General features: G+C 67.5%; 9 protein-coding genes. 7 read left to right on the forward strand and 2 right to left on the reverse strand.

The genetic code is table 11. The features are described 5' to 3' along the window. The first annotated feature begins 153 nt into the window (after positions 1 to 153). Complete coding sequence (locus ACPCHZ_RS07685; protein WP_423484200.1) at positions 154 to 1,059, forward strand: alpha/beta hydrolase family esterase; 906 nt, start codon at positions 154 to 156, stop codon at positions 1,057 to 1,059. Here the strand turns inward: ACPCHZ_RS07685 and ACPCHZ_RS07690 are convergent. Next, entirely contained in the window at positions 1,048 to 2,289 is a 1,242-nt protein-coding gene (locus tag ACPCHZ_RS07690; protein WP_423484201.1) for a glycosyltransferase, read from the reverse strand. The genes ACPCHZ_RS07685 and ACPCHZ_RS07690 overlap by 12 nt on opposite strands. Before the next feature lies 1 nt (position 2,290). Then, the gene (locus ACPCHZ_RS07695; RefSeq protein WP_423484202.1) at positions 2,291 to 3,814 is read right to left on the reverse strand and encodes a polysaccharide biosynthesis tyrosine autokinase; all 1,524 of its coding nucleotides are present in this window, start codon (positions 3,812 to 3,814) and stop codon (positions 2,291 to 2,293) included. Positions 3,815 to 4,146: 332 nt separating this feature from the next. Between ACPCHZ_RS07695 and gmd the strand changes: the two genes are divergently transcribed. From gmd to ACPCHZ_RS07725, 6 genes are read left to right on the forward strand one after another with little or no spacing between them, the layout of a single operon-like run. Further along, the gene (gmd, locus tag ACPCHZ_RS07700; RefSeq protein ID WP_423484203.1) at positions 4,147 to 5,142 is read left to right on the forward strand and encodes a GDP-mannose 4,6-dehydratase; all 996 of its coding nucleotides are present in this window, start codon (positions 4,147 to 4,149) and stop codon (positions 5,140 to 5,142) included. After that, a complete protein-coding gene (locus tag ACPCHZ_RS07705; protein ID WP_423484204.1) occupies positions 5,135 to 6,121 on the forward strand; it encodes a GDP-L-fucose synthase family protein in 987 nt (328 codons plus the stop codon). Before gmd ends, ACPCHZ_RS07705 begins: the two co-directional genes overlap by 8 nt. 27 nt (positions 6,122 to 6,148) lie before the next feature. Beyond that, positions 6,149 to 8,347, forward strand: a complete 2,199-nt coding sequence (locus tag ACPCHZ_RS07710; protein ID WP_423484205.1) for an acyltransferase family protein — start codon at positions 6,149 to 6,151, stop codon at positions 8,345 to 8,347. A gap of 29 nt (positions 8,348 to 8,376) precedes the next feature. Further along, complete coding sequence (locus ACPCHZ_RS07715; RefSeq protein ID WP_423484206.1) at positions 8,377 to 9,624, forward strand: O-antigen ligase family protein; 1,248 nt, start codon at positions 8,377 to 8,379, stop codon at positions 9,622 to 9,624. Then, positions 9,618 to 10,817: a lipopolysaccharide biosynthesis protein gene (locus tag ACPCHZ_RS07720; protein ID WP_423484207.1), complete on the forward strand. Its 1,200-nt coding sequence runs from the start codon at positions 9,618 to 9,620 to the stop codon at positions 10,815 to 10,817. Before ACPCHZ_RS07715 ends, ACPCHZ_RS07720 begins: the two co-directional genes overlap by 7 nt. Before the next feature lie 40 nt (positions 10,818 to 10,857). Continuing rightward, on the forward strand, positions 10,858 to 11,970 hold the full coding sequence (locus tag ACPCHZ_RS07725) for a glycosyltransferase (protein ID WP_423484208.1): 1,113 nt from the start codon (positions 10,858 to 10,860) through the stop codon (positions 11,968 to 11,970). The last annotated feature ends 139 nt before the right edge of the window (positions 11,971 to 12,109 follow it).

A 12,109-nucleotide genomic window follows, 5' to 3' on the forward strand; every position in this document is an offset into this window, starting at 1 on the left:
TGGATCCGCTGTCGAGACCTCGCGCCGCGCGCGCAACGGTACGATCGGCGACAATGTGTTTCGTGTGGGCGGGACGAGGTGGCGGGGCACTTCGGCTCGTCGAGCGCCTGATAGCTGGCACTGTGCCGGCGTGAGCGACGGGGGACCAGCCGAATGCAGCGCAGGGCACTGAGCCGGCATCTGCCGGCGGCACTGGCTTGGAGCTTCGTGCTCGCCCTTCTGCTCGGCCTGGTGTCGGCGTGCGGTGCCGCTGACGACCGGACGATCGCACTCCCCGGACCGGCGGGCGAGCGTTCTGCGATCGTCTTCCATCCTTCGTCCGCGGGACCGGGTGCGCCGCTGGTGATCGTGTCGCACGGCGCCAACGGCTCTGCCGAGCAGGCGCGCAAGTCGTTCGGCTGGGACGCTGTGGCCGAACGGAACGGGTTCGTGGTCGCCTACCCGGACGCACTCGACGGCCGCTGGAGCGCCGGCTTCTGCTGCCGCAAGTCCAGCAGCCCGAAGGTGGACGACGTCGCCTTCCTGCATGAGCTGCGGGACCGGCTCATCGCCGAGGACAGCGTCGATCCGAAGCGGGTCTTCGCGGTCGGCGCCTCGAACGGCGGCATGCTGTCGTACGCCTGGGCGTGCACACGTCCGGGCGACCTCGCCGGCATGGGCATCGTCGCCGGTGCGCTGACGGTGCCCTGCCCGAACCCTGCGCCGTTGACGGTGGTCGCGGTGCACGGAGCGCAGGACGAAGTGGTCCCGGTCGCCGGGGGCACCAGCGTCGGTGGGCCGGGGAACAACCTGGTGTACCCGTCGATCGACGAGGCGCTGGCGCCGTTCATCCGTGCCGCAGACTGTTCGTCCGAACCGCGGGTGCAGTCGGAGCCGCCGGCGACCGTGACGACGTGGCCGTGCCCGAACGGCCGCGAGGTGGTGCGCGATGTGATCGACGGCGAAGACCACGGGTGGCCGGGCTCGGGCGGCGACGCCGGCACCACCACCGACCCGTGGGACAGCACCGGCTTCCTGTGGAGCAAGCTCGGCAACGTGAACGCGCCGTCACCGAGCTGACGCGCGCGCTCGGCTCTGCAGCTCCTGCAGCCAGGCCTCGTAGGCGTCCAGCGCGCTGGAACGGGAAAGCACCTGACGGGCGTACTCGCGCCCGCGGTTGCCCAGCCGGCTCGCGCCGCCGCGGTCTTCACCCGTGCGCAGTGCCGCATCGAGCAGAGCCTGCGGTTGGCCCGACTCCACGCAGGTGCCTGCGCCGGCGGCCTGCATCTCACGCTTCGATCCGCTGCGTGGGTCGGTCGCGGCGACCACCGGTCGACCTGCTGCGAAGTACGACGTCAGCTTGCTGGGCACACTCATCTCGGCGACACCGGGCTTCTCGTTGAGGATGAGCACGTCCGCGGCGCCGAGGGCGTTCTCGAACTCTCCGTCGGGGAGCGGGTCGAGGAACTGCAGTGTGCTCAAGCCCGAACCCAGAGATTCGAGTGCCCGCCTGCGCGCCCCGTCGCCGAGCAGCACGAAGCGGATGGGCAGGGAGTTCTGCTGCGCGATGCGGGCGGCGTCGACGACGTTCTCCAGGCCCTGCTTCTCGCCCATGTTGCCCGCATGCAGCGCGATCACCTCGTCATCGCGCCAGGCGAGCAGGCGGCGCGAGGCTGATCTGTCGCGCGCGGGTTCGGCGATGTGACTCCAGTTGCGGATGACGGTGACCTTCGCCGGATCGATGCCCAGCTCGGTGACCACGTCCCCGAACAGATCGTGGATGACGGAGACGCCGTCGGCCCGCGACAACAGGCCGTGCTCGAGCCGCGCCACTGCGCCTGCACCCCGGCCGCCGAGCGCCCCGGTCTCGACTGCGGCACGTGAGTAGATGTCCTGGGTGATCACGCCAACCGCGGTCCGGCCCGGCCGGCGCCATGTCAAAGCGGTTGCCACGCTGAGCAATGCCGGACTGACGGCCAGCGCGACGTCGGGCCTGCGGCCGCGGATCATGGTGGCGTGGGCGGCGAAGGCCGCTTCCATCGCGATGCGGCCGACGCCCGTCGAGGTGCGCGGGACAGGATGACGCACCCGGGTGACCTCGACACCGTCGATCACCTCGCGCATGCGCAGTCCGTGGTAGCCCTCGGCGATCTTCCACTGCGGATAGTGCGGATACCCGACGACGGCCCGGACCCGGTGCCCCCGCTCGACCAGCCCGCGGGCCAGTCCGGCGGCGTACGGCGCGATTCCGGTCGGTTCGGGCTCGTAGTAGAAGCTGACGAGGAGGACGTCGAGGGCGCCCGCCGCCATGTCAGTCCGTCCGTGGCGGAACGTGCGGGTCTTTTCCGTTCTGCCGCGGCGGCTTCACCAACGTCGACGTGACGTGCTCCGGTGGTGTGCCGTTGCGAACGTGCGGCGCGGGTCGCGCTGTATTCCGGCGCGGCTCGGCCAGCGCCGTGTCGACCGGCCTGGCATGCGGCCGGTAGGTGTAGCCGGTGCCGTACCAATAGCGGCTCTTGCCGGCCTTCCTGGACGGCACCATGTTGAGCACCGTGCCGAGTACCCGGGCGTTGACCTGTTCGAGGCTCTTGAGCGCCCGCTGCATCTGCGGGACGGTGGTCTTGCCGGCCTGCACGACGAACAGCACCGCGTCGGCGAGCGCTGCCAGCACCACCGCGTCGGCTGCGGGCAGCGTGGGCGGCGCGTCGATCAGGACCACCTCGAACCTCTCCGTGAGGTCGCGCAGCAGCCCCGGGAATCGCTTGGAACTCAACAGTTCTGCCGGATTGGGTGGCACGGGGCCGCTGGTGATGACGGCGAACCCGGTGTCCACCGACTGCAGTATCTGGTCGAGGTTGGCGCGTCCCACAAGTGCATTGCTCAATCCGAGGGTGCCGTTGAGCTTGAAGTAACTGGCCACGGACGGCCGCCTGAGGTCGCCGTCGACGAGGCACACCCGCACGCCGACATGCGACATCGCCACCGCCAGGTTTCCCGCGACCGAACTCTTCCCCTCGCCGGCGAGCGCGCTGGTGACGACGATGACCTTGGGCATCCGGTCCACCGCGGCGAACTGCAGATTGGTCCGTAGCTGCCGGTAGGCCTCGCTGCGGCTGCCGAGATGGTCGTCGCGCACGATGGCGGTCGCACCGCGGCGGGAGTCGCGCACCACGTGGGCCAGTACCGGGATGTCGGTCACCTCCGCGAGATCAGAGGTGTCCTTGACGCTGGTGTTGAGCTTCTCGAGCAGCACAGCCAGTCCCACTCCGGCGATGAGCCCGATGAGCAGTCCCAGGCCGAGGTTGATGGGGATGCTCGGCGAGGCCGGCGAGGCCGGCACCATGGCCGGGGTCACCACCGTGGCCTTGACCGGCGAGGAGCCCCTGGTCTCGGAGGATTCCAGTTCCTGGATCACCTTGGCCAGGCTGTTACCGACCGAGTTGGCGATCGCGGCGGCCATCTCGGGCGAGTCCGATGTCGCCGAGATGTCGATCATGACCGTCTCCAGCGGAACCTTCGCCGAAACATGATCGGCTAATTGGCGGGCGTCGACCGGCAGGCTCAGTTCCGCGATCACGGGGTCGAGCACAGTGGGGCTCGTGACGAGCTGCGAGTAGGACTTGACACGCTCTGCCGAAAAGTTGCTGCCCTGAAAGAGCTCCTGGTTGAGATTGCCCGAGCTGATCTGCGTGGAGACGAACAACTGCGCCTCACCGCGGTAAGTGGGCGTCATCAGCAGGATGGAGCCCGCGGCGGCCGCCAAGCACACCACCACCACACTGACGATCAGCCATGCCCGTTTGGCCAGTATGGCGAGGTAGGAACGAAGATCCACGGTTTCCCCCATCGATGCCGGACGACCGTCTCAGCCGTTGATTCGTATTCACGTTGTGTTCTGCGCGACCGGCATGCTGCGGCCCAGTCACGTCCCGCCCCGTGCGTAACGATAGGGCACGAAACGCATGTTGGTCGAGTATGCGGCGAAGTTGCCCGCTTTTATGTGCCAAGTCAATTTTTGACCATGAAGGTAATAATGCCGTCACGAAAATTCGCCGTTAAAGATTGCTGTTCCGATCGCGGAAATGATGATCACCGTGTAAGCACTGCAATCAGGGGATCGTTTGCCAGCACGGCATCGAAGTGACGAATGGGGCGGAAGTGCAACAGATGAAACGAGCGTTCATCACGGGTGTCACCGGGCAGGACGGGTCCTACCTGGCGGAACTGCTGCTCGAGAAGGGTTACGAGGTGCACGGGTTGATCCGCCGTGCATCGACGTTCAACACGGGCCGACTGGAACACATCTACACGGATCCGCACGTGGAAGGCGCCCGTTTCTTCCTGCACTACGGTGACCTCACCGACGGGTCGCGTCTGGTGACGCTGCTGCAGCGGATCAAGCCCGACGAGGTGTACCACCTCGCCGCCCAGTCCCACGTCCGGGTGAGCTTCGACGAGCCGGAGTTCACCGGTGACACCACGGGGCTGGGGACCACCCGGTTGCTCGAGGCGATTCGGATGATCAACCTGAACTGCCGGTTCTACCAGGCTTCGAGCTCTGAGATGTTCGGCGCGAGCCCGCCGCCGCAGGACGAGCACACGCCCTTCTGGCCGCGCAGTCCGTACGGCGCGGCCAAGGTGTACTCCTACTGGATCACCCGCAACTACCGCGAGGCGTACGGCATGTTCGCCGTCAACGGCATTCTCTTCAACCACGAATCACCGCGCCGCGGAGAGACGTTCGTTACCAGGAAGATCTCCCGCGCGGTGGCGCGGATCCGGGCCGGCTTGGACGGCGACCTGTATCTCGGCAACCTCGACGCCGTCCGCGACTGGGGCTATGCCAAGGAGTACGTCGAGGCGATGTGGTTGATGCTGCAGGCCGAACGGCCCGAGGATTACGTGGTCGCCACCGGCACCGCGTACTCGGTGCGGGACTTCGTTCAGTTCGCGTTCGATCACGCCGGGCTGGATTGGGAGCGCTACGTCAAGTTCGACGACCGCTACCTGCGGCCCTCAGAGGTCGACTCGCTGATCGGCGACCCGTCGAAGGCCCGAGAAGTGCTGGGCTGGAAGGCCAAGGTGCTGGCGCCGGACCTGGCACGGCTGATGGTCGACGCAGACAGCGAACTTGCGCTGGCGGAGGTGCGCAGCCGTGGCTGAGCTGCCCCTCGACCGCAATGCCAAGGTGTACATCGCCGGCCACCGCGGCCTGGCCGGCTCGGCGATCCACCGCGCCTTCGCGGCGGCCGGGTTCGACAACCTCGAAGGTGTCGCTTCGTCCGAGCTGGACCTGAGGGACCGCGGCGCGACATTCGACTACCTGCGCGGCCTCCGGCCGGACGTGGTGGTCATCGCGGCCGCACGGGTGGGCGGTATCGCCGCCAACGACGCGTCGCCCGCCGAGTTCCTCTCCGACAACGTCCGCATCCAGGTGAACCTGATGGATGCGGCTCGCGAGCTCGCGGTTCCCCGGCTCGTGTTCCTCGGTTCGTCCTGCATCTACCCCAAGCACGCGCCGCAACCGATTCCGGAGTCGTCGCTGCTGACCGGACCGCTCGAGCCGACCAACGAGGCCTACGCGGTGGCCAAGATCGCCGGCATCACCCACCTGCGCGCCGTGCGCCGCCAGTACGGACTGCCGTGGATCGCGGCGATGCCGACCAATCTCTACGGCCCGGGCGACAACTTCGACCCGGAGAACTCACACGTCCTGCCCGGCATGATCTACCGGTTCCACACGGCGCTCGAGCAGAACCGTGACGACGTGGTGCTGTGGGGGTCCGGTGAGCCACGCCGGGAGTTCCTGCACGCCGACGATCTGGGCCGGGCCATCGTGCACCTGCTCGACACCTACGATCACCCCGAGATCGTGAACGTCGGTTGCGGGACCGATCTCACCATCCGCGAGCTCGCCGAACACGTCGCTGCGGCGGTCGGTTTCACAGGGCGGATCACCTGGGACACCTCCCGGCCCGACGGGACGTTGCGCAAGCTCCTCGACGTCTCCCGCATCACCGCGACCGGGTGGCGTCCACGGGTCGAACTCGACGAGGGGATCCGTGGTGCCTACGAGTGGTTCCGGGCCAATGTCGCCGGTGAGCAGGCCGTCGCGTGTGCCTCGGGGGTTCGCGATGCGTGATTCTGGTTCCGCACAGGAGGGTCGACGGTGACGCACATCGTGGAGCGCGGCCCGGACGCCGCGCAGGACAGGCCGCCCGCCGGCCCGGTCCGCGAGAAGACCGCGGTCGTCAGCTCGAAGGTGGGTGGTCACCGAAAGGACATCGAGGGGCTGCGCGCCCTGTCCATCTTGATGATCATGGTGTGGCACGCCGGCGTGCCGTTCTTCCCGGGCGGCTTCGTGTCGCTGGACGTGTTCTTCGTCATCTCCGGGTTCCTCATCACGCAGCTGCTCGTCCAGGAATTGCGGACGACGGGGCGGCTGAAGTTGCGGCGCTTCTACGGTCGGCGAGCCAAACGGCTGTTGCCCGCGCCCACAGCGGTCTTCGCGGTCGTCGCCATCCTCACCATCGTGCTGTTGCCGCGCAGCCGGTGGATTCCCACCGCTCAGGACATCATCGCCACCGCGACGTACAGCATGAACTGGCGGCTGGCGGCAGAGAGCACGGATTACTTCTCCCAGAACTCCACGGAGAGCATTCTCGAACACTTCTGGTCGTTGTCCGTCGAGGAACAGTTCTACCTGTTGTGGCCGTGTCTGCTGGCCTATACCGCCGCCCGCACGTTCCAGCGCGGCAGGCGCACCATGGGGCCCGCGCTGCTCGCCGCGTTCGCCCTCGTCGGTGTGCCGTCGTTCCTGTGGTCGGTGTACTACTCGGTGGAGAATCCGGCCAAGGCCTACTTCGTCACCACAACGCGGGCATGGGAATTCGCGCTCGGCGGCGCTCTGGCCATGCTCACGTTCACCACCTGGAAGCTGCCCAAACCGGCGGCGATCGTGGTGGGGTGGGCCGGTCTGGTCACCATCTTCGCCGGGGCCTTCTACATCACGACGGAGTTCCCCTATCCCGGGTACTGGGCCCTGATTCCGTGCCTGGGCACCGCGGCGATCATCTTCGCCGGCTTCACCGCTGGCCGCGCCGGACCGGTGGCGATACTGGGCACCGCTCCGATGCAGGTGGTCGGGCGAATGTCGTACTCGCTCTATCTCTGCCACTGGCCGGTGCTGATGTTCACCGCGGCAGCACTCGGGCGGCCGCTCACCCCGGTCGAGGGATTGATCACGGTCACGGCCTCGGCGATACCGGCATATCTGTTGTACAAGTTCGTCGAGAATCCGATCCGATACTCCCGCACGCTGTTCCCGACCTCGGCGCGCATGCTGCAGGCCGCGGCTGTCGCCACGGTCGTGTCGCTGATCGTCGGGATGGGTCTGTACATGGCGAACTGGCCGCCGCCACCGCCGTTCGTGCCGCCGACGATCGCCCAGGTGGGGGACTCCTCCGCCGATCAGGGCGCCGCGGCGAGCCCGACGGCCAATCTCGACCCGAAAGCCGTGGTGGGTGCCGGCGCGCTCGGCCCGAAACCACTGGGCGATCAGAACGGTGCACCGAAGGACCAGTCCCCCTCGATCGTGCCCGCGCCGAACGTCGCGGCCAATGACTACACGGATTGCACACAGACGCAAGAGAACAGCGACGTGATGTCGTGTGTCTACGGCAAGAAGGACTCGTCGACGGTGGTGGCCGTCGTCGGTGACTCCCATGCCAATCAGTGGGTGCCCGGCCTCGCCGAGGTCGCGACGGCGCGGGGCTGGAAGCTCGTCGAATACACCAAGGCGGCGTGTTCCTTCGCCGACGTCCTGACAACCACCAAGGACGGCGACCCGTATCCGTCCTGCCAGGAGTGGGGCAGGTCGCTGCTCGACAAGCTGCTCACCACGGAGAAGCCGACCATGTTGATCACCAGCAGCATCAAGAAGCGGGTGATCCTCGACGGGGAGGCCAATTTCGATGCCGCCAATGTCAGCGCGCTGGCGGCGGGCCTCAGGCGCAACTACGAGGCGCTGAACAAGGCCGGTATCCCGGTCGTGGTCATCCAGGACACGCCGACCCCGACGTTCGACATACCTGAATGCGTACAACAGAACCCGGACAAGCTCACCAAGTGTGCGGGTGACCGGTCGAAGATGGTGCCCGGCGATCTCGGTGCGGAGCAGTTCGAAGCGAAGGCGGGGCTCGACGACGTGAACATCATCGACCTCAACGGCGCCATCTGCCCGACGGAGCAGTGTGCCGCGGTCATCGGCAACGTGTTGGTCTACCGCGACGCCAGCCACCTGACGGGTACCTATGTCCGGACACTGTCGCCGAGGCTCGACGCCGAGATCGGTGCCGCGACGCAGTGACGCTCCAACGCGGCGATTCCATCGAGAGGGTGTCGGCGGATCCACCGCCGACACCTGGCAGTCCTCAGCACGACGGCCTGCTCACGCTGGGCAGGGCGCTGCTCTACCCGGGGCTCGCGCTGACGTCGCTGTTGCTGCTGAGGGGTCCGATGGCGTTGCCGATCGGCGACATCCTGATGGCGGGGGCGGGTTTCTGTGCGCTGCTGTCCATGCGCCGGCCACCACGGCAGGTTCCCGCGATGCTCTGGCTGGCGGCCGCTCTCCTGGTGGTGGGTGGCGCGGTGGCCTCCGCTGTCAGCAGCGATCCTGTCGGCAGCCTGAGCATCCTGGCCCGGCTGGTGTACATGGTCGTCATCGTGCCGTGGATCCTGTTGAACCTGCTCGTCGAACAGCGGCATGTGACGCGAGCGGTCTCCTGGTGGCTGATCGGAGCGGCGCTGTGCGGGTTGGGTGCCGTCGTCCAGCTGCTCTTCGGTGATGTGATCCCGGGTGGTCAGGTCACCGTCGACGGGCGGTTCACCGGTATCACCACCCACCAGAACGACCTCGCAGGCATCAGTGTGATGGCGGCCGCGGCGGCGCTCGCTGCGTTCGGCAACGGAGTGACGAGACGCTTCCGCATCTTCGCGTTCGGCATCCTGGCCATCTGCACGACGGGGTTGATCCTCAGCGGCAGTGTGAGCGGGGTGCTTGGCATGCTCGCCGCCATTTTGTTCCTGCTGCTGTCGAGAGCGATCCACCTCGGCCGCGCGACGCTCGTCACCGCCGCCGGCTCGGTGATCATCGTGTTCGTGCTCAGCCAGCTGGAGGGCCTCGGCGCCCTCAACCCGATCGAACGGCTGATGCGGACCACCGGGTTCACCACCACCAAGGCCGAATACGACACCGCGGGAACGCGAATGGAGTTGGCCCGTCGTGCGATGGATCAGATCCGCGAGTCACCGGTCATCGGTAACGGGATGCTGATCGAAGACAACGTCCTGATGAAGCGGTTCACCGTGCACAACAACTTCCTGGGTACGTGGACCGCCGGTGGCGTGCTCGCGTTTCTGGGCGTGGTGATCGCGACGGCACTGGCCGCTCGCTACTGTCTGCGTCGCGACCCGAGGAACGCCCTCCACGGCGTGGTGGCCACCGCGTTCGTCGCTGCACTGGCGTTCGCGCAGACCGCGCCGGGCATCTACAACCGGTACTACTGGATCCCGGTGGCGTTCATGATCTTCCTGGTCTGGCAGTGGCGTCCCACGGCAACAAAGGCCGGTTCACTGCGATGTTGAAGGCCCTCGGCCTCGTCGGCGGTGCCCGAATCTCGTCGACGGCCGCGCAGGCGCTGAGTCTGCTGGTGCTCGCCAGAAGCCTCGGGCCTTCGGACTTCGCCGAATTCGCCGCCGTGCTGGGCGCACTCATGGCGCTCAACCTGGTCTCCGACGGGGGCGCCACGTACGCCGTGGGCCGTCACCACGAAGACCCGACGACGATCGTCAGGATCCTGCGCGCCGGGCGCACGCTCTCCGCGGCGACCATGCTCATCTCGATCCCGGTGCTCGTGGCGTTCGCCGCCGCAACGGGGTCGGCGGTGCTCGTCGCGTGTCTACCGCTGTGCCTGTGGGTGCCACTGGAGCGTCAACTGGAAGTCAGCAGCGCGTATCTGATGTCGAGGAACCAGCAGGTTCCGGTCGGCGCCGGCTTCCTGCTGCGCAGGCTGCCCACGCTGGTGGCGGTCCTGCTCTTCGCCTCGACCACCCACCTCGTGTGGGCATTCTCGGTCACCATGCTGATCACCGCCGTGGTGGCGAACGTGTATCTCGGCCGGCGGGTCGCCGCTGAGACGGCGGCCGGCGACAGGGACGCGCGTCCCGACGGGGCCACCTGGCGCATGCTCCGGCCGTTCTGGGCCGCCATCGCCGGACAGGGAGTCCGCCAGATCGACGTCGCCGTGCTGACCTTCGCCGCCGGCACCGCGGTCGCCGGGATCTTCGCGCCGGCAACCCGATTGGTGCCTGCCCTGCTCCTGGTTCCGGGTACCTACACACAGCTGCTGCTGGCGCGCCTCGCGACCACCAAAGAGACCTTGACGCTACGGGCGGTCGCGGTGCTGGGACTCGTCACCGGCGCGGTGTTCGCACCGCTGGCGGTGACGGCAGGCCACTGGGTCCCGCTGCTTCTCGGGGACGAGTACAGCGCGAGTGTGCCTGTGGTGCAGATCGTGATCGGCAGCCTGGTCTTCGCGGCGATGTCGTCGGCCTTCGCCAGCGGACTGCACGCTGTCGACTGCGCGTCCCGGGTGGCGGCCACGGTGTGGACCAGCGCGCTGACCACGCTGGCGCTGATCGCGGTGCTGGGCTCGACGCACGGCGGGATCGGTGCCGCGTGGGCCGTCGCCGTGGGTTACGTCCTGCAATTCATCCTGATGGCCGGTGCGTACCGGCTGCGGCGACAGCCCGCACCGACAACGGTTCTCGCGCACTGATGGGGGACAACGACCGATGACCAGTGACACGATTCGTTCGGTGACCGGCGATCGGGTCCGCGCGCACTCTCCGGTGCGGCGCCGACGCGATCTGGTGGTGACGCAGTTGGCGATGCCGTCGTATCGGCAGGAGTTCGTGCGCGCGCTCGAATTGTCCGGCGAGGACATCCTGCTGCTGGTCGGCGACGCGCAATTCGGCGACGGCGTCGTGACCGACGTGGCGTCGCCCATCGTGCTGCGTACCGGACGCAACCGCTATCTCGCCGGGCGCCGGGCGGTGTGGCAGCACGGATGCCTCGTGCGTGGATTCCTCGCCAGGAAACTGGTGATCGAGATCAACCCGCGCAATCTGACGTCCTGGCTGCTGCTGATCGCCCGGCTGCTCACCCTGCGCGGCACTGCCGCGTGGGGGCACGCGCACTCACGGCGCGGACCTCGACCGGAGCACAATCGCATTCGCCGGGTGATGGAGAGTTTGTGCTCGGAGCTGATCACGTACACCGAGACGGAGGCCGCGGAACTCCAGGACCTCTTCCCGCGCAAGAACGTCATGCCGGCTCGCAATTCGCTCTACTCGATCGAGCAGATGTCGCGATTCGACGTGGGTCAGGTGGCCGACCGTCCGGATCTGGTGATGATCGGCCGCCTGGTTCCAGACAAGAAGCCGCTGCTGGGCCTCGAGGCGTTCGAGCGGGCCCGTGCCGCGCTGCCCGCGGACACCGTCCTACACATCGTCGGGTCGGGGCCGTTGGAGCGTGCCATCGCCGATCGGGTGGCGCAGTCGGGACTCGACGCCCAGGTCCGCTGCTACGGCTGGGTCAGCGACCTCGACCAGCTGGCGCCGATCTTTCAGCGCTGCCGTGGACTGCTCGCGCCCGGTTACATCGGTCTGAATGCCACGCAGGCGCTGTATTTCGGTGTGCCCGTCGTCTATCCTCGCGACGATCCGCATGCCCCCGAGATCGAGGCCCTCGACGCGAGCAACAGCATCGTGTTCGAGACCGACGACGCCGCGGGCTGCTGCGAGGCCATCATGTCGCTCTACCGCGAGCCCTGGTCGTTCGATTCCGAACAGATGGCCCAGCTTGCGCGGTCGAAGTATTCGGCCGACCGAATGGTCGAACCGTTCCTCGCGCTGGCGAGGCGCGGTTGACGACTTCGGCCGAGCGGCGCATCTCGCCCCGACCGGTGCCGCTCTGTACCGGTGCGCGCAAGGTGGCGAGCGGCGGGAAAGACTTTGGCGGAGCGGGCAGCTTCGTGCTGCATGACGTACCGTCCAACGCAGTGGTCGC

The organism is Mycobacterium sp. NPDC050041 (assembly GCF_049541695.1).
Lineage (GTDB): Bacteria > Actinomycetota > Actinomycetes > Mycobacteriales > Mycobacteriaceae > Mycobacterium.

What these genes read in the sequence shown, in the direction of transcription:
- gmd (WP_423484203.1), top strand. Translation starts at nt 4,147, where the DNA reads ATGAAACGAGCGTTCATCACGGGTGTCACCGGGCAGGACGGGTCCTAC.
- ACPCHZ_RS07720 (WP_423484207.1), top strand. Translation starts at nt 9,618, where the DNA reads ATGTTGAAGGCCCTCGGCCTCGTCGGCGGTGCCCGAATCTCGTCGACG.
- ACPCHZ_RS07690 (WP_423484201.1), bottom strand. Translation starts at nt 2,289, where the DNA reads ATGGCGGCGGGCGCCCTCGACGTCCTCCTCGTCAGCTTCTACTACGAG.
- ACPCHZ_RS07685 (WP_423484200.1), top strand. Translation starts at nt 154, where the DNA reads ATGCAGCGCAGGGCACTGAGCCGGCATCTGCCGGCGGCACTGGCTTGG.